Annotated in this window: 24 protein-coding genes, 2 rRNA genes and 3 other annotated features; all 26 genes read right to left on the reverse strand. The window is 52.7% G+C overall.

All coding sequences use genetic code 11. The features are described from left to right. Positions 1–397 precede the first annotated feature (397 nt). Positions 398–991: a hypothetical protein gene (locus tag ACAF76_RS20745; RefSeq protein WP_400161823.1), complete on the reverse strand. Its 594-nt coding sequence runs from the start codon at positions 989–991 to the stop codon at positions 398–400. Positions 992–1015: 24 nt separating this feature from the next. Continuing rightward, a complete protein-coding gene (locus tag ACAF76_RS20750) occupies positions 1016–1432 on the reverse strand; it encodes a hypothetical protein (RefSeq protein WP_400161822.1) in 417 nt (138 codons plus the stop codon). After that, positions 1432–1584 (reverse strand): hypothetical protein, encoded by a 153-nt coding sequence (locus ACAF76_RS20755; protein ID WP_400161821.1) that lies wholly within the window; start codon positions 1582–1584, stop codon positions 1432–1434. The genes ACAF76_RS20750 and ACAF76_RS20755 overlap by 1 nt, the downstream gene beginning before the upstream one ends. A gap of 3 nt (positions 1585–1587) precedes the next feature. After that, positions 1588–1995, reverse strand: coding sequence for a hypothetical protein (locus tag ACAF76_RS20760; protein WP_400161820.1), 408 nt, complete (start codon positions 1993–1995; stop codon positions 1588–1590). 165 nt (positions 1996–2160) lie between these two features. Beyond that, positions 2161–2361, reverse strand: a complete 201-nt coding sequence (locus ACAF76_RS20765) for a hypothetical protein (RefSeq protein ID WP_400161819.1) — start codon at positions 2359–2361, stop codon at positions 2161–2163. A 60-nt stretch (positions 2362–2421) separates the two neighbouring features. Beyond that, positions 2422–2568, reverse strand: coding sequence for a hypothetical protein (locus ACAF76_RS20770; RefSeq protein ID WP_400161818.1), 147 nt, complete (start codon positions 2566–2568; stop codon positions 2422–2424). Between the two features lie 13 nt (positions 2569–2581). Further along, a complete protein-coding gene (locus ACAF76_RS20775; protein ID WP_400161817.1) occupies positions 2582–3424 on the reverse strand; it encodes a hypothetical protein in 843 nt (280 codons plus the stop codon). Next, the gene (locus ACAF76_RS20780; RefSeq protein ID WP_400161816.1) at positions 3424–4098 is read right to left on the reverse strand and encodes a type II secretion system F family protein; all 675 of its coding nucleotides are present in this window, start codon (positions 4096–4098) and stop codon (positions 3424–3426) included. The genes ACAF76_RS20775 and ACAF76_RS20780 overlap by 1 nt, the downstream gene beginning before the upstream one ends. A 221-nt stretch (positions 4099–4319) precedes the next feature. Then, positions 4320–5666, reverse strand: a complete 1347-nt coding sequence (locus tag ACAF76_RS20785; protein ID WP_400161815.1) for an ATPase, T2SS/T4P/T4SS family — start codon at positions 5664–5666, stop codon at positions 4320–4322. Beyond that, entirely contained in the window at positions 5663–6784 is a 1122-nt protein-coding gene (locus tag ACAF76_RS20790) for a hypothetical protein (protein WP_400161814.1), read from the reverse strand. The genes ACAF76_RS20785 and ACAF76_RS20790 overlap by 4 nt, the downstream gene beginning before the upstream one ends. Continuing rightward, the gene (locus ACAF76_RS20795; protein ID WP_400161813.1) at positions 6781–7569 is read right to left on the reverse strand and encodes an SAF domain-containing protein; all 789 of its coding nucleotides are present in this window, start codon (positions 7567–7569) and stop codon (positions 6781–6783) included. Before ACAF76_RS20795 ends, ACAF76_RS20790 begins: the two co-directional genes overlap by 4 nt. Next, the gene (locus ACAF76_RS20800; protein WP_400161812.1) at positions 7566–8441 is read right to left on the reverse strand and encodes a hypothetical protein; all 876 of its coding nucleotides are present in this window, start codon (positions 8439–8441) and stop codon (positions 7566–7568) included. Before ACAF76_RS20800 ends, ACAF76_RS20795 begins: the two co-directional genes overlap by 4 nt. 1 nt (position 8442) lies before the next feature. Further along, a complete protein-coding gene (locus ACAF76_RS20805) occupies positions 8443–9201 on the reverse strand; it encodes a hypothetical protein (RefSeq protein ID WP_400161811.1) in 759 nt (252 codons plus the stop codon). 151 nt (positions 9202–9352) lie between these two features. Beyond that, positions 9353–9631, reverse strand: coding sequence for a hypothetical protein (locus ACAF76_RS20810; RefSeq protein WP_400161810.1), 279 nt, complete (start codon positions 9629–9631; stop codon positions 9353–9355). 111 nt (positions 9632–9742) lie between these two features. Further along, positions 9743–10357, reverse strand: coding sequence for a hypothetical protein (locus ACAF76_RS20815; protein ID WP_400161809.1), 615 nt, complete (start codon positions 10355–10357; stop codon positions 9743–9745). An 84-nt stretch (positions 10358–10441) separates the two neighbouring features. Beyond that, positions 10442–10942, reverse strand: a complete 501-nt coding sequence (locus ACAF76_RS20820) for a hypothetical protein (protein ID WP_400161808.1) — start codon at positions 10940–10942, stop codon at positions 10442–10444. Beyond that, a complete protein-coding gene (locus ACAF76_RS20825) occupies positions 10939–11367 on the reverse strand; it encodes a TadE/TadG family type IV pilus assembly protein (RefSeq protein ID WP_400161807.1) in 429 nt (142 codons plus the stop codon). The genes ACAF76_RS20820 and ACAF76_RS20825 overlap by 4 nt, the downstream gene beginning before the upstream one ends. Then, entirely contained in the window at positions 11364–11861 is a 498-nt protein-coding gene (locus ACAF76_RS20830) for a prepilin peptidase (RefSeq protein ID WP_400161806.1), read from the reverse strand. The genes ACAF76_RS20825 and ACAF76_RS20830 overlap by 4 nt, the downstream gene beginning before the upstream one ends. Beyond that, a complete protein-coding gene (locus ACAF76_RS20835; protein ID WP_400161805.1) occupies positions 11858–12034 on the reverse strand; it encodes a Flp family type IVb pilin in 177 nt (58 codons plus the stop codon). The genes ACAF76_RS20830 and ACAF76_RS20835 overlap by 4 nt, the downstream gene beginning before the upstream one ends. A gap of 67 nt (positions 12035–12101) precedes the next feature. Next, entirely contained in the window at positions 12102–13010 is a 909-nt protein-coding gene (locus ACAF76_RS20840; protein ID WP_400161804.1) for a type II secretion system F family protein, read from the reverse strand. A 5-nt stretch (positions 13011–13015) separates the two neighbouring features. Beyond that, positions 13016–13912, reverse strand: a complete 897-nt coding sequence (locus ACAF76_RS20845) for a type II secretion system F family protein (RefSeq protein WP_400161803.1) — start codon at positions 13910–13912, stop codon at positions 13016–13018. Between the two features lie 13 nt (positions 13913–13925). After that, positions 13926–15410 carry a CpaF family protein gene (locus ACAF76_RS20850; RefSeq protein ID WP_400161802.1) on the reverse strand — a complete coding sequence of 495 codons (1485 nt, stop codon included), beginning with the start codon at positions 15408–15410 and terminating at the stop codon, positions 13926–13928. 12 nt (positions 15411–15422) lie between these two features. Then, a complete protein-coding gene (locus tag ACAF76_RS20855; protein ID WP_400161801.1) occupies positions 15423–16853 on the reverse strand; it encodes an AAA family ATPase in 1431 nt (476 codons plus the stop codon). Next, positions 16850–17587, reverse strand: a complete 738-nt coding sequence (locus ACAF76_RS20860) for an RcpC/CpaB family pilus assembly protein (RefSeq protein ID WP_400161800.1) — start codon at positions 17585–17587, stop codon at positions 16850–16852. The genes ACAF76_RS20855 and ACAF76_RS20860 overlap by 4 nt, the downstream gene beginning before the upstream one ends. A 147-nt stretch (positions 17588–17734) precedes the next feature. Further along, a 23S ribosomal RNA gene (locus ACAF76_RS20865) occupies positions 17735–20705 on the reverse strand. A 211-nt stretch (positions 20706–20916) separates the two neighbouring features. Beyond that, positions 20917–21033: ribosomal RNA gene (gene rrf / locus ACAF76_RS20870) — 5S ribosomal RNA — on the reverse strand. Between the two features lie 144 nt (positions 21034–21177). Continuing rightward, positions 21178–21310, reverse strand: a sequence feature (16S ribosomal RNA rRNA prediction is too short). Between the two features lie 62 nt (positions 21311–21372). Continuing rightward, positions 21373–21469: a sequence feature (16S ribosomal RNA rRNA prediction is too short), on the reverse strand. A 27-nt stretch (positions 21470–21496) separates the two neighbouring features. Continuing rightward, positions 21497–21660: a sequence feature (16S ribosomal RNA rRNA prediction is too short), on the reverse strand. Positions 21661–21693: the final 33 nt, after the last annotated feature.

Consider the following 21693-nt stretch of genomic DNA (forward strand, 5'->3'; position numbering starts at 1 on the left):
CAAGTGTATCTGGGGAACTATTTGAGCGGGCAACCAATGATGCAGACGGGTTGTCTGTTTTTTTTACCCTGGATAGGGAGGAGGGACTATCGTTCTGATAGCCCCGGAAGAGATTTTTATAATGTCAAAAGAGCAGATCAAGCAAGGGATCAAATTCTTGACAGACCCTCAAATTCTCAAAGTAAGTGTTTCATTTTCAATGACTTGCCAAATCTTCGAGTTTATCTTCCTATTGTGGTACTCTTGATCGCTTTCGCCCTCGAGTTTTTCATTTCCAGTTTTTAGTTCATTGATTATGTTAAGCCTCACCAAAGATGAGACGTACTCATCCCTAAAAAATTTATGAAAAAACTCTTCCTCTGTCATACCAAGACCTTGGATAATACCGTCTTTTATCTCAATGCTTCACTTCCTCTACACTGACCACGGGAAACGAATGAGCGGGCAGGATCGGAAGAAACGGGCGCTCATCCACATAAGCGACGACGACGTGAGAGGGGCCGACCATTGTTTTTGGGGCAAGTTCCAGCTCTTCGCCCCGCTCCGTGATGACCCGGATGCGCAAGCGCCCGCCATCTGCACGGACGGCTCCCGGCACGGCCTGCTCCAGCACGAGTGTCCTCCCATCGTAGCGCACACGCATGTCTATGTCCTGCCGCCAGGAGCGAAAGTCGACATAGTATCGGACAAAAGGAAGCGGATCGGTGGTAACGCTGGTAACGGCAGGTACGAAATTATTGCGCTCGAGCCGGTATCCACCGTTTTCCAGCATCCGATCACCAAATCGGGTGAGCGCTTCCTCCTCGACCAGCTCGATCACCCCTTCGGTCTTCATCACCTGATCGACCGCGAAAGTGGCGTGATGGTTGGCCAATTCCAGCAGCATTTTCACTTCCGCCTTTTTTTGCATGGCCAAATCCGTATCCACGACGAAGATGCCGATGAGCAAAAAAAGCAGCAGTGACGATATGGAAATGACATTGATGCCCATGACTATCCCCCGCTCCGAACGCGATCACAGGTCGTAATCCATCATATTGATTGTCCCGTATCGCACGACTTCCATCGATTGACTCGGCATAGGAATCAATCGGGTAAAGCGCGGATAGGGAATTTCCAAGCGCAAGTAAAACTCGTCTTCATGGCTCCATAAAATCGGATCTGCCGAGCGCGTTCGCGCTACAGTGACGGCCAACTCTTGTCCCGACAGCGAAAATCGCTTTTCTGCCAGTTCTCTTTCAATGATGCTCCTCACTTCCTGCTGTACGACCGTATCATTTGCTCCCCCATGATTGCTGACATGTTTCGTGGCGACAGCGCTGATTTCCAGCAATTCGTTTTTCGCCTGCAGAACAGTATGTACCTGGAGGACGCCGAGCGGCACGACAAGCAGTACCATAACCGAAAGGATGACGGCGACGATTTGGCCCATCAGCTTGTACCGTAACGGGTCACATGAGCCAACAAATCACCGAAAAACTGCGTGCATGCTGCAAGCAAGTTATTTGGACCCGACATCAAAATATGTACCGTCAATGGCATCACGATGACCATGACTGCCAAGATCGAGATTATTTTGTTCATCTCTTACCACTCCGGATCAAAGTATTCCGATGGTCGGCTTCCCGCAAAGGTGAAAGCCACCTCTCCCTCGGCAAACCGATTCAACCATTGGGAAACGCGAGAAGGATACACGGTGAGCACGAGTGTCACTTCCTCCTGCCGTTCCTTGCGAGCGCGCTCGCTGGCACTTCGCGGGCTGCTTCCGGCGAACACGTCCTCGCCCATAAGCCAGCCAAGCTCCCCCATCTTTCGCAAGTAATACGCCGCCAGCTCATCATCCAAATAGCCAATGTCCTGCATGTCGTCCAGGATGTCCGTATAAAATGCTCGCGCCATGGCACGCTCCAAGGCGTATAGCTGATATGCGCCAATCGCCGAGCAGACAAACAGGAGCACCGCGATACATACGAGAAATACCTTTGCTTTCACCATCGCTTTTGCAAGCGACTGACGGTCAATGGAAGATGACCGTCGCCGCTCGATACACCCTCTCTTCTTGGGTCTTGTACAATTGCTCTTCAGGCTGCAAATGCCATACCGCAGCGCACAAACTGCCCGCTACAATCAGAATCACGAGAAATACGTGAAGGTGCAGCATCAGTTCGATGTGTAGGTCGTTCCGTTTTGCATGCGGAACTGGATGTTTTCATTTCGCGTGTCGTAGTTAAGCGATGATACGGAATTGCCGATGCTCTCTGCAGATTCGTTGGCAGCGGGACTCAGTTCGTTGCCGTAGGAACTGACCCCGATCCCCAGGACCATGACGCACGCCAGGAAGATAAAAAACATTTTCGACATAAAAACACTCTCCTTTTGAGTTTGTTTAGAATGGTTCAGGATTTTCGGGCTGTGCGAATATCAGGGAATGGCCTGATCGATCCAATCCACAGCCCGGTCACGCAAGCCTCCATCCCCGACAACCGAGCTGTTTACTTCCGACAAGCTGGAGACGATAATGCCAAGCGAAAATACGATGCACATTAGAATGGAGAACAGTTTAGTCACGCAGCCCCCTCCTTCAGGTCAGGTATTTGTCGAGTATTTCCGTCAAAAGCTTGTACCAGGGAAACATCGCGACCAACAACCCAATGTAAAACGCCGGATATACGATAATGCTGTAGCCAATGCCTAACGACTTGATCTTTTTGCGATGACGAAACATGCGACGATGATCGACAGCCCACTCCAGCCTTTGCATGGTCAGACTGAGTTGCGCTTCGCTAAGCTGCTCGACTGTGCGCATACCGGAGATGAGCAGGATGCCGTCATCCACACCCAGCTTTTGTTTGAATGTCTCCAATGCCTCGTCGGGATCTTTGTTCCAATCCGAGAGAGATGGAATGTACTCCTTGAGCTTTCTCGTCGGACGAGCTGCCTTGACCATTGCACTGTAAACGGGAACCTGATTTTCCAGCAAAGTGTTGTACCGGTTGATAAATCGGGCAATGTCCGTACTCAATACTTCTTCCCGATGCCCCGCGTACATCTTCAACATCAGGTATGGCAAAAGAAAGCTCCCTCCCGCCGCCAGGCACATGGACAAGACCGGAAACGACTGAACTCGCGCCAGCAAGACCCACACAATCGTGACCAAGCAAACCGCGCTGCCGCAAATAAGCTGCACGAATACCCATTCCGCCTTGCCCCAGCCAAACGGACGTCCTGCTCTGGCCAGCAGCTTCTCCCACTTCTCATCTCCTTCTTCCTGGACCGATTGTTCCCATTTGCGCCACCACACCGATGAGACAAACAGCTTCGGCTGGTACAGACGGCTGGAGACGTACTTGCCGATCGCAAAGACGGCAACAAACACAAACAAAGAACCCAGCCCCAGGCATACATACAAGGCTACAAGCGGCATTATCGATACCTCCTTCCCCAAATAAATGCCAGCAGGATGGAGAAGCACCAAACCGTCAGGGCGATCGCCAATATCGCTTGCCCATCCGGTGTGAAAAAGTACAGACGATAGGAATCCTTGAGCAAGCTCTGGTTATACGGGATCAGGCAAATGCAAAGGAAGATCACTACCAGCAAGCTAATCCAAATCGAGTAAATTTCGCTGTCGCGTTCCTCTTTTTCGTCCTGCTGCAAAAACATTTCGTTGGTCAGCCGATTCAGCGGTGATTGGATGTCTTCCGTCTCCCCTTCCAGCCCGCTGGCTATGTACATCGCAAAGTCATAGGCCCAGGGATGCTGCAACCGGTCAGCAAATCGCTCAATTGCTGCCACGGGATCTCCCCCGTCGGCCAGGCTGTTGTTGAGCAAAACCAACTCAGGCAGCAGTTCTTTGGGACATTCCTCCACCATCTCCCGAAATGTCAAAACGATATTTTTGCGGCTGTTGTAATAGCGGGCAAACAAATCGACAAACCGGCAAAACGAGTTGATTTTCTTGTTCAGCAGCACGGTATAGCGGGCGTAAAGCAGGAGTGTTGGCAGCATCAGCAGCAACAGGAACAAGGACATGGACACGATCACATTTCCAACGAGAATTCCGGCTGCAAAGCCCGATACGCCCCCCACCAGCGACATCAACAAATATCCTTCCGGCGCCCCCCCTGCGATTTGGCACCATCTGTCATATCCTTCGTACAATTTTCTTCGCGTCTCGTGGCGAAGAAATCGTTCTCTCCATACTGCCACCGTACGCGGATACAAGACGCGAGGGGCTGTCCATCTTTTATACAGGTGTATGCCAAGGAACAAAAATCCGCTGAACAAGCATAGAAACATCGGTACAAGAAGCATGTATGTCATATTTGCCTGCCTATGTCGGTGAGACGTAATTCCTGTAGAACGTGGAAGTCAGCCCTGCCTACATGACACATGTACTCCAACAGATAAGGGTCCAGCTTTTTTCCTGTCCACTCGTATTCTCCAGTTTGCGCGTTACGGATGACGAGAGGAATCGAGTCGACGCGCTGAAAAGTCTCATTCCACTCCGTGACGTGAATCGCATCGATGAAGCGATGGCCGCTGTTGCGATACGTAAGGGAATTGACGAAGTTGACTGCCCGGCTAATGCGTTCCTGGGTCAGTTCGATGCTCCGTCCCCCGTATTGATAGACCAGGTCCGTCAAATCCTGCAGGGCCTTGTTCGGGAAGCGCTCGTGCATGGCACCGATCGTAGCATCAGTACCCCGGACACCGGCATTGATAAAATGGTACGCCTCGATCGGTTCCCTGATCTCGCCAATCAATATTGTATTTGCAGTAGATCGATACATATCCTTGAAGCAGTGGGCCAGTTCGATCCCGATCTCCTCGACGTTTTGCAGCTCAATCACTTCTCCCGGCCATACGTCCCCAAACCGCATTTCGTGCTCACTCTCAAAAATCGTGATGTACTCCGTCTCGGGATTTTTCAGCTTCAGCATGCATAGCATCAGGGTCGTTTTCCCCGCGGCCATTGGACCGATCACAAGGACATTGCCTCGCCCGTGCACCTGCTGCTCAATCAACATTTGCACCTTCTCATCAAAGGTCGGCTGCTGCTGTGTGCGCAACTGATCGAGCGAAAAAGTCGGGGTGGTGAATCGTCTGAAGAGAATCGTCGGGACCCGGGAGTAGGGAAAGGTAAACATGGTCAGCCGGGCTTTCAGGGAGTCCAGGTATCCGCTCAGGCGCGGCTTCTTTTCATTGAAAGACAGGCCCGCTGTATTGGTCAGTTTTTGCTGCAGCGTCTCGACTTCTCTCCAGGACGGTGTGTAGGAAAGAAATTTTTTCACGCCCTGTTCGATATATGCTACGTTTCGATTGGCTGATATCCGTACCTCTTCTACCCAGGGAGAGAGATGCAGCACTGCGTCGAGAATCCCCCACCCGTATGTGGCGAACGCCAAACCCTCGTATGCGTTGACATGGGGCAGGATTTCTTCTGTCACGGGCCTTTTGATGACCTCTTCAAAGTAGTGCTGCAGACGCAAAATGATGTGATTGTGGCTGTCCCTGTCCCCCTGCTCCGCCAGCGTGAGGATTCGCTGCATCTCCAGTTTTTCGTCTTTGTTGCTGCCGAAGTGATTCAAATAATCGCGAGCTGCCTGTTTGATCTCCTCGACATTTTCCCAGCGCGGCTGCACGTGCTGTTCCATTGTGTTCATCCGCTCAACACCGTTCCTTTGGCGGAATATTCTGCCTTCGCAATTTTCTGCAGGCTGCTCAGATAAATCTTGGGAGGCAGCCACTCCTCGATCAGCACACTGCTGCTTTTTTGCGACTGCATCAGCCGCGTCTCGGATATGCGGGGGAGCACACCGTACAGGGAGATTTCCTCGCCAATCCGGTATGGCTGCCCTTTGTCCAAATGGCTGAGCAAAATCTCGCTTTCGACGCCTCGCTTGCGCTGTGCCCGGACCCACTCTCTGGCATTCTCGAGACTGAACGGGTCTGCCCGGGCAAACAGGATGTTGCGGTCCGCGACAGTCATTACCCTGTTTATGGTTTCTGGCTCCGAAAAGCAATATCCCCAATCCAGGTAAACGTAGTCAAATTGCTCCCGAAACACAGTCATCATCGTGGAAATTTCTGCGCTTTTCCACCTGACGGCAGCATCCGCATAATACAGGTTGGGCATGTGTTCGCTTTGCTTGCACACTCTCTTCCAGTTTCGATTCCGCGCCGTTTTTACATCTACAAAATCAGGACGAAACAACGCAAGCTGGTGTTTTCGCAATTTGAAAAAGCGGCTTAAATCCGGTTTGGTGTAATTCATGTCGAGTACGAGTATTGAGGCAACCGGTAACTGCCGTGCCAACAGCACGGGAAAGTTAATGCAAAACGTGGTCACCCCTGATCCCCCGTAGCTCATCAGTGAAAACACACAGCCATTGCCCGTCTGCGTCCCGAGAGGAGCAGAGCTGTTTTCTACCAGAAGAATTTGACTGACTTGATCGCGTATCTCTTCCTGGGACAACTTTGCCGAGAGCAAGTATACGCCCTCATACGACTTCTCTTGCAAAACTTTGCGAATCAGCCATTCATCCCGATAGAGAGGAATGATAATCACGCGGCTATCGGCTGGCAATGTGGCTTTGACGACAGGCAGCCACTCCCAGACAGGATCTGTGAACATCTCGGAAAACAAGATGGCCGTATCCGGATAATACAAGTTGGCGAAGCGATAAAATTCGTCTGTCGTTTCCGCTACCAAAGCCTCGGCAGATGCGGGCAAATACGTTTTTGCCAACGACTTCATGGGATAGCAAACCAAAATTTTCATGTTGGTGTCTCCTCCGAAACCATGATATGGCCTACCTGCACAGTTCCGTATCTCATCGCCTCTGTCAGCTTAACGTACTGCTCGTCTGTCAGATTAAACCCGATAAACGCCGGAAGAGCAGTAGGTTGCACCCGGTAGTCACGGTATCTTTTTTCCCCGTTTTGCAGCGGCTTTTCCCGTGAACCATTAAACACCGCATCCATCTGATCAGGGGACGGCAGCAAGTTGGGCTTTAGCGTGTAAATCTCGATACCATTGCTGTCCCGCACCGTAGCCAGTTGCCCTTCGAACAAAAAATCTGCTGTGTCGTTCGTTTGCAAAAAATGCTGTGGCGGGGGCAAGTCCTGCAATTCATAGATCGATTTGTACTTGACCCAGACCTTTACGTAGTCCCCTTTGCGCAGCTCTGTCAACGGCTGGATAAACGTCAAGGGAAACTCATACCTCGCCTCTCCTTTTTCCGGCAGCAACTGATTGTCGGTCAGCTTGTTCGCCAATACCTGCTCCCCTTCGTACATCGTTTGCGTGCTTCGTCTTCCCAGTACATCTTCCAGCCGGGTCAAAGACTGCGGGTGGATTTCGTCGACCGCTTCCTGAACGACGACTACATCCTCCCGAGTGATCGGCTCGTAAGGAGAAATCTCTTTCCCCTGCGCTACCTTTACTACGGGTGCAAACAGCTTTTTGGCCGCCAACGCTTCAATATATCGGGTCGCAGCGAAGAAAGAGGAACCCGCCAAAATGAATGAAATCAAACAAATCATCATCAACGTCTGCTTTTTCATAACATCCTTCCTTTATCGTGAATCAAACGCTGAAACGGCTCTGCTTCTTCCGGAAACAGCTCCAGCAGCAGTTTTGCCTTGATCTGGGCTTCTGCCAGTTTGTCAGCGTCGATATGCGGTATGACCGTATCGGTAGAGACATCTGTAATGCTGTCCTGCTTCCATAGCGAGATCGTTCCCTCCACCCTTTTCATCACTTGCGAACGGGCCAGGCGGTGGTTCCACTTGTTGGCGATCAGTCTTTTTTTGCTGTTGTGCTGAAACCACCAGCGCGGAGGAGTCTCGACCAGAAAAAAACGGGTGAGCCGGGCGAGATCAGCATCGAAAATTACCCATATCTCGTCTGCGAGTTCGAATACGCGCTCGGCACTTGCCTCTTTCCAACGGGAAGATACATCGATGATGACAAACGGACTCTCTTTGGTCGTTCGCAGCATCCAATCCGCTACGTCAAGTTGCGAATTGGGCTGATCGCTTAGGGGAGGAGCAATCTGGATGCGAAGGTGGCGATCTTGCAGAAGAAGCGAGGGAGTAGAGGAGGAGCTGCCCCGTTGGCTCACTCTGCGTTCATAATCGAGTGCAAAATAATAGTAGGAAGACGTAGTTGGCAGTTCACAAAGCGTGATTGGCATCCCCTTTTTTGCCCACGCGCATGCTGCGTTTGCTGCGACGAAGCTGGACCCGGCTTGCGAATACAGACTCGTAACGGCGATGCATCTGCGGCTGTATGGCAAATGCTGCTCGTCCAATTGGGTCGCCGAAAGTTTTTCTTTTAACTGATTCCATTGTCGTTCTTCCTCGTGACTCTGGATAAATTCCTTCTGCTCCAAATCGCGAAACCGGGAGACAAAACGACTCATTTGTTCAAACATGTCATCCTACCTGAAAGTCGTCAGATTTGCTTTTTCCCTCAATGTAATTTTTAAATTTCTCAACCATCTCGCGGATCGTTAGCGCCTTGCGGTGGTAGTAGTAGATTTTGCGCAGCCTTTCCCGCTCCTGGGTAGTCATTTCCGGCTTCCATTGGCTTGCCATATCTACGAGCAAGGCGAGCTCTACGTTGTTGGGCCTGCCTCTACGGGGCGGATTGGCAAACAGTTGCTGCTGCTTTTTGTCGAAGGCTTTCGGGTACTCTACCAGCCACATATCGACAAGCGTCTCGATGTCTTCCTGTGAACGAATCCCCAGTTTCAGCAGATAGCGAAAATACGCTGTTAACGACTGGTCGTTCATCTGCCCCTTTTGCCAGCGCGAGATAAAGCCGTCCGGCACCGTCAGCAATTTGGTCACATCGCGGATCAAAGCCGTGCGATCAGGTGAGTGGTACTCAACAATCGCTTCCTTCACCAGCGCAAAAAGGATGTCATGGTAATTGGCGTTACTCGAGTCGCTGCCATACTGAACCATGTACCATTCGTCTACAGCCTTGTCAAAATCGCGTCGGCAATTTGTCAATTTGAGCTCGTCCAGATGCTCGTAAAACTTTTCCAGGCTGTACTTGCGAATAACCTCCTCCTGATACCTGCCAAATACAAAAGTAATGAAGGATTCCTTGAAAACTGCCAACGAAACCAAACTTTTTGTCTCATCGTAGCAACGGTTGACCAATTCAACTGAATTTTTCGCCAACACGACAATCACCACCATTTTTTGACATTTTTGTATTTTAACAGAATTTTGCTATATCTCTAGGCCCTCGTCAAATCTTTTTTCATACCGCCGTACCGGTGATCAAGGGGAAAGGGCCGCCCCGCACGCACCCGTGCAAGGCGACTCCCTGAGGCTACTCTACGATGAAGTAGAGCTCCTCTCCCGTGGTGAGAAGAAGTGCAATTCTTCCCCCGCGCTCCATGACGGTCGGAGCATTCTCCATCACAACAGCCCCGTCATTGAGTACAACTCTGCTTCCAAATCGGTTAACCGTTTTGATCTGGAAGGCTTCTTTCGGTACCCTTTCCACTGAAAGATACCTGCCCGGCTTGTGCTTCTGGTAGCGGACACGCCTTCCCAGAAGCTGCTCTACACCTGTAGAGCAAACTTGGTGAGCCTCTACTGTTGCCATACGCAACGCCTCCTTTTCTCACCTGCAGAGTACGGCCGTTTCATGTGCTTATAAGCCTATGAAACTACCTCTACGGTAAAAAAAGACAGAGGGTGCCTGCAAATATTTTTGCTAATCTTGCCACAGGTCGGGCCGGTTCAGTTCGGGATACATGTCGGTAATCATGTCAAATGGGGAAAAGTACAGCGTATCGACAAGGATTTTCAGCTTGTACTTTTTCAATAGCGCATAGGCGCGCTCCGTCTTCCCGAAAATCTTGGGCAACTCGTAGATATCCTGAAGCTGCATCAGTTCATGGAACATGTATTGGAAGCAAATCTTCGCCCGCTCCTCCCCCTTGACACTCTGAAAGTACAAGGGAGGAAAGTGGCGACGAATGCCGGAGAGAACCTCTTTGTACACCCAGAGGGCTCGCTGCTCCTCTGTATAGCGAGGCAAATACGGATAGGCGTATTCGACAAAATAGTACACGTCATCCGGCTTGGCCTCGATCGGCGGCTCAATATATTCCCTGACGAGATGCAGCTTCAATTCTTTGACATCCTGTAAACTCAACTGCCGACGCGCTTCTTCCGGCGTCCATTTCTTCACGTTTTCAATTGCGTATCGAACGATCATTTGCACTTTTTGCTTGCGATACTGTACATCCTCGAATTCATACGGCGAAAAGCGCTTCTGCTCCCCGCTGAGAATGCGCCTGTACCGATCCACTACGCTGGATGACACTGCCCTCACTCCTATCCCCAGTTATGGAATATACAACCAAATTACCATAACAATTAGGACAAAAATAACAGAACGAGCATCACACTAGATTTCGGATTGGGACACCTTCTCGATTTTCAAGTCAAACAGGTCCCAAAAAAGGGGGATCTCCCTCTCCAAAGTCACGCGTACATGGTACACTCCCTGCCGGTATAGGCTGTCCCTCTCTCCCCTCTGGTGGACAATACTGGCACTGTCCCCTCGGTTGTCGAAGTGCGGGCGATTCATTTCCCACAGGATTGCCGCTTCTTCCCTCGCTCCGCGAATGATGGAAGCTCCGAAGCTCTCGGCCTCTTCCGTCGTGGCAAACAGCATTTTTTGCTCTTCTCCAAATGAGTCCACATACTCCCATTTGCCAGCCGCTCTCGCTCCTTTGGAAATGATGTCTGCCGTATGCTGCACTCTCATCTCCCAGAAATCCGCTTGCTCCTGCAGCAACAAAATCGACAGCAACGTACCGAGGCAAAAGAAAAAAAGGAGCGCTGTCACCATGGTCGCTCCCCTCTCGTCTGCCACACGCTTCCATATTGTCTTTGGCCCTTTCATTGTTTCTCCTCCGCATTTTCGATCATAACCACGTAGCGCTCCGTAATCGTATGCCGTTTGCCCGTAGTCAGGAGCGTAAACGATATACGCGCCTCGGCCTCGACGTGATTTCCCTTTCTCCAGCTTCCCTGTGGGTTGAGGGTGATCGCGCTGCCCGTCAGGCCAATACCTTGACGCAGCTCAGCCTGCCCCAACTGCTGTGCGTAATAGTCGGCAAGACCGTAATTCGGCTGTACTGCCGCCGAGCGACCTGCCTCATACGCAGCAGCGAGTGCCTTTTGCTTGTTGTACATGATGCTAAACTGGTCAAAAGAGAACATCATCAACAACCAGATTAGCGGAAAGATAAATATGAACTCAATGATCTGGCTGCCCCGCTCGTCCTTCCACATCTTGCTCAGCATCTGTCTGCACGTTTTTCTCACATCAAGCCTCCCGCAATCGGCCAGAATTGGTTGAGACAATAGGCGGCGAGCAGCCAAACGGCGTACGGAAGCGTCAAGGCCGACTGCTTCAAGCCAGGCAGCCAGAGTTGTCGGTGTGCTGTCCAGCCTGCTGCGATGACTCTCATATTGGTCCGCAAACGCCCCCATGTCCGCGGAGAAAACACGACACCGAGCAAGCAAAGCACGATCGAACAGACAAACAGCGGGTATACCTCCGCCCAACTGCTCCATGCCCCTACTGCCATCAACAGCTTTTGGTCGCCCATCCCCATCCCTTTTAACGCGACCGGTATCACGGTCAAAACAAAAGCACCGGCAATCCCGGTCAAGGCCAGCCAGCCCGCGCCCGTATACGTCTGCAGGCATACGCCTGCGAGTAAGGCGGGGATCGTCAACAGATTGGGGATCTTGCGGCTGCGCCAGTCAAACCACGCAGCCGCAAGCAAAACAACCAGTAACGCGACGCTGGTCACTTGCTCAGCTTGTCCGTCAGTTCTTGCAGTTTGGCGTCCTCCGCTTCTCCCAGGCTGACCAGGGCAGGGATTACGGCGAGCAGCACGACGCCGACAATAATCACCATTTCGACGATGGTGACGCCGTCCTCCTCATTCCAAAAACGCTTGACATACTGTGCAACCATTGACATTTTCCATCACTCCTTTACGGGATCTATCTTCACTCTGCCAAAAGACAGAGGCAGTCCGCAAAGAATTTTACAACCGTTCTGTCATGCTCATTAACATAGGACCGATTACCAAGAACAGCAAAGGCACTCCCATCAGCAAAATGACAAACGGCAGCAGCCGGATGTTGAGCCGGTTCATGTACGCCGCGGCCTCGTCCTCTTGCTGCTTCATCTGCTCCTCTACCTGGACCTCCAGCATAGTGGCGATACTGACCCCTTTGCTCATCGCCTCGTTGATCTCCATGGAAATTGCATGCAAGGAATCTACATCCCAGCGAAACGCAAGCTCCTCCAGCGCCTTGCGCCAGGTACCGTAGCGTTTTTCTTCGGTTTCCAAGCGCGCCAGCTCCCGGCCCAGTCTGGCGTCAAAGCGCCTGGCAGTCTGCTTCACCGCCGCTTGCAGGGGCATTCCAGCCTCCACGAGCGACTGGACGATACTGAAAAAAATCGGCACCTGACTGCGAATCTCCGCTTTTGCCCGACTGTCTGCCCACTCCAGCAACAAGGTCGGGCACAGGTACAATACCAGACTGAGCAGCAGCGGCCAGCTATTGGCCAGCCCAAGCCCTTGTCCGGTATAGACGAGCACGAGCATTCGCAACAGGAACGAAGCCACCAGCACCATGAGTATGCCACGCAGCAACGCCACTTCCGCTACGCTTACTTCCCAGCGCAGACGCAACAAAATTTGTTCCGTCTTCTTTCGATCAATTCCCGTCCAGTCGCAAAGCCGCTTCATCCACTCTTCTTGTCTCTCTATCCGGCTGATAAAGGGAAGGCGGCTTTTGCGCTGCTGAAAGGCATGTGCCAAAGATGCCTGCTGCTCGTGTTGAATCCGCCCGAACAGGGAATCTACACTTGCTCCCCTCCACTCCAAACAGGCTGGCAAGCCGTATAAAAACAGGGCCAGCCCCGCCATGACGCACAAGAGAAACATCTTGTCTACCCTCCCTTGTGCACGCTTTTTTGCGCCACAAACCGGATCGCTTCCCCGCCGACGAGAATACACAATAGGCTGGCAAGCAGCAGAAAGCGACCGCTTACCGTCTCCGTGAGCGGGTCAAAATGACTCGGATTGTTTACGTACAGAGCTGTAACAAAAACGAACGGCATTACACTCAGCAGGTTCACCTGGGCAATGATTTGCGCCATCGCCGCTTTATGCCTGCGCAGCGACTGTCTGCGCCTGAGGATCGCGAATGCCGCCAGATCGAGTGTCTTCGCCATGTCCCCGCCCATCTCTCGCTGTATCTGCACAATCGTAGCCAGGTATTTGGCATCCTGGGAGCCAGTCCGCGCATGAAAAGCCTGCATGACTTGCTCCAGTGGCACCTGTGCCCGCAACAGTTCGACGATTCTCCTGTACTCCGCTTTTACCAGATCGTCCATGTAGGGACTTGCCGCCACCTGCTCAAACGCGTGCAAATACGAAGGGGAGGTTCGAAGCGAATTCGCCATCAGGCGGATCGCTTTTACGTTTCCCTCTTCAAATCTGTCCCTGCGCCTTGCCCCAAAGACGCTTACCAGCCGCTCCGTAAACAAGATTCCGGCCAGTATTGTCGGCATCGCCAGCCACCACGATTGGAGCAATTGGCTGCTCATAAAAAAACAAACGAATCCAAGTGTCAAGGAGACAGCGAGGTAGCGTTGCGTGCTCCAACCGGAATGAGACTTGTCCAATCGCTCTGACAGCCGTTGCAAAAACCCTTTTCGATCGCGCTGAAGCAGCCCGACGATCTGGTGCGGGTCAGCCTTTTCCCGGTAAAACAGATGCAAAGGAGCCAGCAGCAACAACAGCCCGCTCCCGATTCCCATTGCGACAGCCACACTGACTTGCATCACCGTCCACCCCTTACACCTGGATTGGTTCCGTGAAGAACAGCTGATCGATTTCCTCGCGCGACACCCCTTTTTCAAGCAAACGCTTGATCAGGCGTTCCGGACGATAGCCTGTCCATTTAAACTGCCCGGTCACCCTGCCGTTGCGGATGCCGGTCTGTTCATAGACGTAGATGTCCTGCAAATAGACGCGATCCGGCTGGACCTGCCGAACATTGCAGGCTTTGCGAATCCAGTCCTCATGTGACTGTCCTGTGCCGACAACCTCGGTGATCGCCACTACTTTTCTGCTGCCGTCCTCTTCAAAGCGCTTTACCTGGACGATCAAATCAAGTGCCGATCCAATCATCAAATTGCGTTCCTCCGCGCTGTACGCTTCATCCGCTTTGCCGAACAAAATGGGCAGCGTAGAGTCTACCAGCGCTCGCGGCGAATTGGCGTGTGCCGTGCTCCAGCTCCCGGGATGGTCCGTGTTCATCGCCCAGAGCATATCCACGATTTCACCGCCACGTGTCTCGCCTACGATAATCACATCGGGACGCTTGCGCAGGGACAAACGCACACAATCCTTGATCGAAAACCCGCCTTTGCCTTCATAGTTGGCCGGCTTCGCCAGAAAACGCCGAACAAACGGGTGTTGCAGCTTCATCTCCAGCACGTCCTCAATCGTGATAATGCTCAGATAGGACGAGACATACTGGGAAATCAGATTCAGCATGTGCGTCTTCCCCGACCCGGTGCCGCCGCTGACAATCCCTGAAGCACGGGCCAAGCCGACTGTCCATTTCAAAAACTGCACCATTGGCTCGCACAGCGAACCGTAACGGAGATAATCCGCCTCTGTCAGCAAATCCCGATGCTTTCGAATGGTCAGCATGTGGCCGTCAGGAGAGATCGACTTGTGCGTCGCCGCCACCCTGGAGCCATCCGGCAGTTGCGTATGCAGCTCGGCCTTCGTCTCATTGAACTCCCTTCCCATCGTAGCCGCGATCTGTTCCAGCAGGCGCAGCATTTCGTCTTCATCGTGAAAAACGGGAATATCCGGCACCTCCAGCCGCCCGGTGCTCTTTCTTTCCACGACCAGGTAATTGTAGCGATGAAACAAAATTTCTGTGATGTCGGGATCGTCCAACAGCACGTCCAGCGGCCCCCAGCCCGTCAGAGAGTGAAGCAGCCGTTTTACCTCTGCTTCCATCTGCACGGAGGAGAGCGGTGCGTGAGCCTCCAGCAGCATTTTGATGTCAGTTGAAAGCTCATCGAGATAGGCGGGCAAATGCTTTTCCTCCCACAGGCGCGTTCCGTGCTTCTCCACAATCTGCATGCGGATAGCTGCTTCCGTTTCCGCGCTGATCCTTTCTCCGGTACCCTGCAGCGAGGTGGTCTGGATTTTTTCATGCAAGGTTTGCGGCATCCCCTCCGCTTCCCTGCCCGTTTTCAACAAGTCCTGCACATTCCGTCCGGGTGTTTGGATCGCCAGCAACTGTTTTCGGTCAAACACAATCTCCCCTCCTTAGCTCCAGAGCCAACGCAAAAGGGACGTTTTTTCCTTCTTGCCCTTGCCCTTTGCAAGCTGCCCGACTTGTTCTTCTTGTCCCACTGGGAGCAGTGCCTTGCCCAGCTCCTCGATCGCTTCTTTGGCTGCGGTCTTCCCTGGGTGAAGCATGACCGGCGTACCGGTATTAATCGATTTTTTTACTTCGGCGTCATCGGGAATCGGGAATATCTTTTTGCTGGGATGGAGCTGAAAGTAGGCACGTATTTCTTCCAGGGTAAACATTTCCTTGCGCTGCAACCGGTTCATGCATACCTGAATGCGTTCTTCCGGATACTCGGCCTCTCGCAAAAGCTTCAACAGCCGCTGAATATTTTCGATGGAATCCACCACAGGATTTCCGACCATGACGACCTGCTCGGCAAAAAACAGCGCTTGAATCGTCGCATCCGTCGTGTCGGGGGCAGTGTCGATCAAGATGACGTCGTAGCTGCTTTGCTTGAGTGCCTCCAAAATGAGGTACAGGTGGTAATTGCGAATTTCAAAACTATGCCGGATGTCGCGCGGCGAGGTAAGTACGTGCAAGCCGGATTCCACATGGGTGACGATGTATTTTTCGATGTCATGCGGTGAAAGACGGTACGAAGAAGCGTATGCCTGCCATTCGTCACTCGTTAATTCGAACGGATTTCGTCCCTGGCTTTGAACAAGGCGGTGCAACTGACTGTCGATGTCCTGAATCCAGGTGAACAGATTGGGGGTACGAGCCAGGTTGAGAGTCGTCGCAAACGTCCCCAGATCAAGATTGAAATCGACAGCAAGCACCCGAATGGGGCGGTCCATGCGTTTTTGGAGCGAAAAGTAAATGGCGAGCTCGCGGGAGATAAATGTTTTTCCTACGCCTCCCTTGGGCCCGTATACCGTAATCAAGCGTTTTGGAAACGGCTGTTTGAACATTCCGCCATCCATAAAAGCAGCTTCGTGCTGCAAAGGGGCAGTGGATACAGGCTGAGCATGCATCTGCTGGCCGTGTAGGGCTGATTGTGGCGGAGCGAATGTTTCCGGCTTGATGTGCCGGGCTTCCCCCGATACGGCTTGCGGCATCATCGCCAGTGCTTCCAATTGTTCAGGGACAATCGGCTTGACCAGCACCCAGATGCCGAGGTTGCGGAAAAAAGGCTCCCAGGCAAGGTCTGTCGGCGTGCATGCGGCGATAAACGAAAGATGGGGGTAAGCGAGTCGAAATCGCTGGCTGAGTACTCCTCTTTCAACGCCCGTAATCTCTCCGATTATAACCATGTCAGGAGCTGCGGACTGAAGCATCTGCCATGCCTGATCTTCTCTCGTGACATGCCCGCAAATTTCGACCAGCTTGCTGTCCTGCAATTGCTCCTGGACCCTTCTTGCGTATCCCGTATCTTCGTCGATAATGAGCAACCGCTTTTTCATTCACCTTCCTCCTTTACGGAACCCCATTTGGTTTTTGTTTTCATCAAATTTGTTGCAAATTGGGCGTCCCCAATTCCCGACTGCTGGCTGTCCTCACTGGCAGCCAGGCCCAAACGTATTTTTCCGTAATGCAGGGCATGCGTGAGCAGTACGGCTTCGTCACGGGTCAAAGATAGGGTCACGGCTACCAGTTTGGGGTAGTTTCCCGTCATTTCTCTTTGGATTCCGACAATCTGCATGTTTTGCAAAAGCAACCCTGTATGTGCCCCCGCATCATCCTCAAAAGAGGCGTACACGTGGACGCGCTCTCCTTGCGAAACGTAAGGGGAGACACCGGCAACATTATCTACTGGTATGGTCATGCCTGTCAGATTGGAATCCTGACCATGATCGGGATGGAGCCCTCCCGCTTTTTCCAGGTCTGCCTTTAACAGCGGACGCCCGCCTGTTGCCTGGCGGGTAAAAGACAAGCCGATATAATCGGCCGCATCCTCCCATAGAAGCAACCCGGGAATGGGATCAGATGGTCTTTGGAAGACGTTCCCCATCGTAAGGACGAGCGGCTCCACATCACTTACCTCCAGACGTTGACCACTCTCCTTTTCAACCCCCTCACGCAACTGGATGTAGGTCACCGTATGTGGTTTTACCATTTGATACGCCCCGATCGCCACGCACACCGCCAGCAGCAGCACAGCGAACAGGCGAATCGGATGTACAGACACAGACTTCATGCAAACCTCCCCTCTCATACGTTTCTTCTAACGTACAAGGATGGGAAGGGACAAAAAAAGAACCGTGCAATTTTTCATTGCACGGTTCTTCAACACGTTTCCGTTATTCCTTCAAAACTGGATCTGCATGTTTGCTGTGGATTGTGTGTGGATAAGTCCTCGACCGATTAGTATTCGTCAGCTCCACGCGTTGCCGCGCTTCCACACCGAACCTATCAACCTCATCGTCTTTGAGGGGTCTTACCAGCTTGCGCTGTGGGAAGTCTCATCTTGGAGGGGGCTTCACGCTTAGATGCTTTCAGCGCTTATCCCTTCCGCACATAGCTACCCAGCTGTGCCACTGGCGTGACAACTGGTGCACCAGCGGTGCGTCCATCCCGGTCCTCTCGTACTAAGGACAGCTCTCCTCAAACTTCCTGCGCCCGCGACAGATAGGGACCGAACTGTCTCACGACGTTCTGAACCCAGCTCGCGTACCGCTTTAATGGGCGAACAGCCCAACCCTTGGGACCTACTTCAGCCCCAGGATGCGATGAGCCGACATCGAGGTGCCAAACCTCCCCGTCGATGTGGACTCTTGGGGGAGATAAGCCTGTTATCCCCAGGGTAGCTTTTATCCGTTGAGCGATGGCCCTTCCATGCGGAACCACCGGATCACTAAGCCCGACTTTCGTCCCTGCTCGACTTGTAGGTCTCGCAGTCAAGCTCCCTTCTGCCTTTACACTCTACGAATGATTTCCGACCATTCTGAGGGAACCTTTGGGCGCCTCCGTTACCTTTTGGGAGGCGACCGCCCCAGTCAAACTGCCCACCTGGCATGGTCCTCTCGCCCGATAAGGGCGACGAGTTAGAAACTCCGTACATCAAGGGTGGTATCCCACCGACAGCTCCACAGAGGCTGGCGCCCCTGCTTCAAAGCTTCCCACCTATCCTGTACATGATGCACAAAGTTCCAATACCAGGCTACAGTAAAGCTCCATGGGGTCTTTCCGTCTTGTCGCGGGTAACCTGCATCTTCACAGGTATTATGATTTCACCGGGTCTCTTGCCGAGACAGCGCCCAAGTCGTTACGCCTTTCGTGCGGGTCGGAACTTACCCGACAAGGAATTTCGCTACCTTAGGACCGTTATAGTTACGGCCGCCGTTTACTGGGGCTTCGGTTCAAAGCTTCGCTTGCGCTAACCCATCCCCTTAACCTTCCAGCACCGGGCAGGCGTCAGCCCCTATACTTCGCCTTGCGGCTTCGCAGAGACCTGTGTTTTTGCTAAACAGTCGCTTGGGCCTTTTCACTGCGGCCCCCTCGGGCTCAGCCCGCCCGACACCAGCTTACGCTCGCGTCGGGCGGGGACCCTCACCCTACCGGGGCGCCCCTTCTCCCGAAGTTACGGGGCCATTTTGCCGAGTTCCTTAGCAAGAGTTATCCCGCGCACCTTAGGATTCTCTCCTCGCCTACCTGTGTCGGTTTGCGGTACGGGCACCTTGTTCCTCGCTAGACGCTTTTCTTGGCAGTGTGAAATCAGGGACTTCGGTACTTGAATTTCCCTCGCCATCACAGCTTGTGCTTGACAGTGTGCGGATTTGCCTACACACCACACTTGCTGCTTGGACGGCCATCCAGTAGGCCGCTCACCCTATCCTCCTGCGTCACGCCATTGCTCAAACGGTACAGAGGTGGTACAGGAATATCAACCTGTTGTCCATCGCCTACGCCTTTCGGCCTCAGCTTAGGTCCCGACTAACCCTGGGAGGACGAGCCTTCCCCAGGAAACCTTAGGCTTTCGGTGGACAAGATTCTCACTTGTCTTTTCGCTACTTACACCGGCATTCTCACTTCCAAGCGCTCCACCGCTCCTTCCGGTACGGCTTCACCGCTGCTTGGAACGCTCCCCTACCCAGTCCGTAAGGACTGCCATAGCTTCGGTGATACGTTTAGCCCCGTTACATTTTCCGCGCAGAGTCACTCGACCAGTGAGCTATTACGCACTCTTTAAATGGTGGCTGCTTCTAAGCCAACATCCTGGTTGTCTGGGCAACTCCACATCGTTTCCCACTTAACGTATACTTGGGGACCTTAGCTGATGGTCTGGGCTGTTTCCCTTTTGACGATGGATCTTAGCACTCACCGTCTGACTCCCGGACATAAGTCATTGGCATTCGGAGTTTGACTGAGTTCGGTAACCCGATGAGGGCCCCTAGCCCAATCAGTGCTCTACCTCCAAGACTCTTCATTCCGAGGCTAGCCCTAAAGCTATTTCGGGGAGAACCAGCTATCTCCGAGTTCGATTGGAATTTCACCGCTAGCCACACCTCATCCCCGCACTTTTCAACGTGCGTGGGTTCGGGCCTCCAGTAGGTGTTACCCTACCTTCACCCTGGACATGGCTAGATCACACGGTTTCGGGTCTACGGCAACGTACTCTCGCCCTATTCAGACTCGCTTTCGCTGCGGCTCCGTCTCTTCGACTTAACCTCGCACGCTACCGTAACTCGCCGGTTCATTCTACAAAAGGCACGCCGTCACACATTGATCGTGCTCCGACTATTTGTAAGCACACGGTTTCAGGTACTATTTCACTCCCCTCCCGGGGTGCTTTTCACCTTTCCCTCACGGTACTGGTTCACTATCGGTCGCTAGGGAGTATTTAGCCTTAGCAGATGGTCCTGCCAGATTCATACGGGATTTCACGTGTCCCGCACTACTCGGGGTTGGTCTCGGAGAGACGCGCGTTTAGGTTACGCGACTGTCACGCTCTATGGTCAGCTTTCCCAAACTGTTCACCTACGCGCGTCTTTTGTAACTCCGTGTGAGACGCCCCACAACCCCGTCAGGTAAACCTGACGGTTTAGGCTGTTCCGCGTTCGCTCGCCGCTACTGACGGAATCACTCTTGTTTTCTCTTCCTCCGGCTACTTAGATGTTTCAGTTCACCGGGTGTGCCTTCTCGTACCCTATGGATTCAGATACGGATACCATCCCATTACGGATGGTGGGTTTCCCCATTCGGAGATCCCCGGATCAAAGCGTGCTTACCGCTCCCCGAGGCTTATCGCAGTTCGCTGCGTCCTTCTTCGGCTCCTAGCGCCAAGGCATCCACCGTGTGCCCTTAGTAACTTAACCACGACGCACAGGATGTGCTAGTGTCTGCGTTGTCTCAGGACGAGACGCAGTTAGCAGACCATCCTTGCGTTTAGCGTAATTACTAAATCGTACTTACACTTGAATAAATCCTTAGCAATACATGCAGTATCCAGTTTTCAAGGAACAAAAAACTCCGTTTTTTGTAGACCGCAATCGGTCTGATCGAAGTTAAGCAACCACAAGGTTGCTCGCCTGGCGACGTCCTACTCTCCCGGTCCCCTTCGGGACAAGTACCATCGGCGCTGGAGGGCTTAACGGCCGTGTTCGGCATGGGAACGGGTGTGTCCCCTCCGCCATCATCACCAGACATTGAAAGAGTTATGGGGTCCCCGAAAAGTATTCGGAATCAGCTTCAGAGCTGAACTTCACTTTTTGGGGTATAGTCATACTCCTTCAAAACTGAACAGCGAATGATGCGCATAAGTCATATCTCCATAGAAAGGAGGTGATCCATCCGCACCTTCCGGTACGGATACCTTGTTACGACTTCACCCCAGTCATCTACCCCACCTTCGGCGGCTGGCTCCTTGCGGTTACCTCACCGACTTCGGGTGTTGCAAACTCCCGTGGTGTGACGGGCGGTGTGTACAAGGCCCGGGAACGTATTCACCGCGGCATGCTGATCCGCGATTACTAGCGATTCCGACTTCATGTAGGCGAGTTGCAGCCTACAATCCGAACTGAGATTGGTTTTCAGAGATTGGCATCCTCTCGCGAGGTAGCGTCCCGTTGTACCAACCATTGTAGCACGTGTGTAGCCCAGGTCATAAGGGGCATGATGATTTGACGTCATCCCCGCCTTCCTCCGTCTTGTCGACGGCAGTCTCTCTAGAGTGCCCAACTGAATGCTGGCAACTAAAGATAAGGGTTGCGCTCGTTGCGGGACTTAACCCAACATCTCACGACACGAGCTGACGACAACCATGCACCACCTGTCACCGCTGCCCCGAAGGGAAGCTCTGTCTCC

Origin of the sequence: Brevibacillus sp. TJ4 (assembly GCF_044627595.2) — a bacterium.
Classification (GTDB): Bacteria; Bacillota; Bacilli; order Brevibacillales; family Brevibacillaceae; genus Brevibacillus.

Bases quoted from the DNA above. Each gene is read 5' to 3' on its own strand.
- ACAF76_RS20855 (WP_400161801.1), bottom strand. From the start codon at position 16,853: ATGAAAAAGCGGTTGCTCATTATCGACGAAGATACGGGATACGCAAGA.
- ACAF76_RS20840 (WP_400161804.1), bottom strand. From the start codon at position 13,010: ATGTTTCTCTTGTGCGTCATGGCGGGGCTGGCCCTGTTTTTATACGGC.
- ACAF76_RS20765 (WP_400161819.1), bottom strand. From the start codon at position 2,361: ATGTCGAAAATGTTTTTTATCTTCCTGGCGTGCGTCATGGTCCTGGGG.
- ACAF76_RS20775 (WP_400161817.1), bottom strand. From the start codon at position 3,424: ATGCCGCTTGTAGCCTTGTATGTATGCCTGGGGCTGGGTTCTTTGTTT.
- ACAF76_RS20820 (WP_400161808.1), bottom strand. From the start codon at position 10,942: ATGAAAGGGCCAAAGACAATATGGAAGCGTGTGGCAGACGAGAGGGGA.
- ACAF76_RS20790 (WP_400161814.1), bottom strand. From the start codon at position 6,784: ATGAAAATTTTGGTTTGCTATCCCATGAAGTCGTTGGCAAAAACGTAT.
- ACAF76_RS20755 (WP_400161821.1), bottom strand. From the start codon at position 1,584: ATGAACAAAATAATCTCGATCTTGGCAGTCATGGTCATCGTGATGCCA.
- ACAF76_RS20810 (WP_400161810.1), bottom strand. From the start codon at position 9,631: ATGGCAACAGTAGAGGCTCACCAAGTTTGCTCTACAGGTGTAGAGCAG.
- ACAF76_RS20785 (WP_400161815.1), bottom strand. From the start codon at position 5,666: ATGAACACAATGGAACAGCACGTGCAGCCGCGCTGGGAAAATGTCGAG.
- ACAF76_RS20750 (WP_400161822.1), bottom strand. From the start codon at position 1,432: ATGGGCCAAATCGTCGCCGTCATCCTTTCGGTTATGGTACTGCTTGTC.
- ACAF76_RS20835 (WP_400161805.1), bottom strand. From the start codon at position 12,034: ATGTCAATGGTTGCACAGTATGTCAAGCGTTTTTGGAATGAGGAGGAC.
- ACAF76_RS20760 (WP_400161820.1), bottom strand. From the start codon at position 1,995: ATGGTGAAAGCAAAGGTATTTCTCGTATGTATCGCGGTGCTCCTGTTT.
- ACAF76_RS20800 (WP_400161812.1), bottom strand. From the start codon at position 8,441: ATGTTTGAACAAATGAGTCGTTTTGTCTCCCGGTTTCGCGATTTGGAG.
- ACAF76_RS20860 (WP_400161800.1), bottom strand. From the start codon at position 17,587: ATGAAGTCTGTGTCTGTACATCCGATTCGCCTGTTCGCTGTGCTGCTG.
- ACAF76_RS20845 (WP_400161803.1), bottom strand. From the start codon at position 13,912: ATGCAAGTCAGTGTGGCTGTCGCAATGGGAATCGGGAGCGGGCTGTTG.
- ACAF76_RS20780 (WP_400161816.1), bottom strand. From the start codon at position 4,098: ATGTCGCTGGTGGGGGGCGTATCGGGCTTTGCAGCCGGAATTCTCGTT.
- ACAF76_RS20745 (WP_400161823.1), bottom strand. From the start codon at position 991: ATGGGCATCAATGTCATTTCCATATCGTCACTGCTGCTTTTTTTGCTC.
- ACAF76_RS20795 (WP_400161813.1), bottom strand. From the start codon at position 7,569: ATGAAAAAGCAGACGTTGATGATGATTTGTTTGATTTCATTCATTTTG.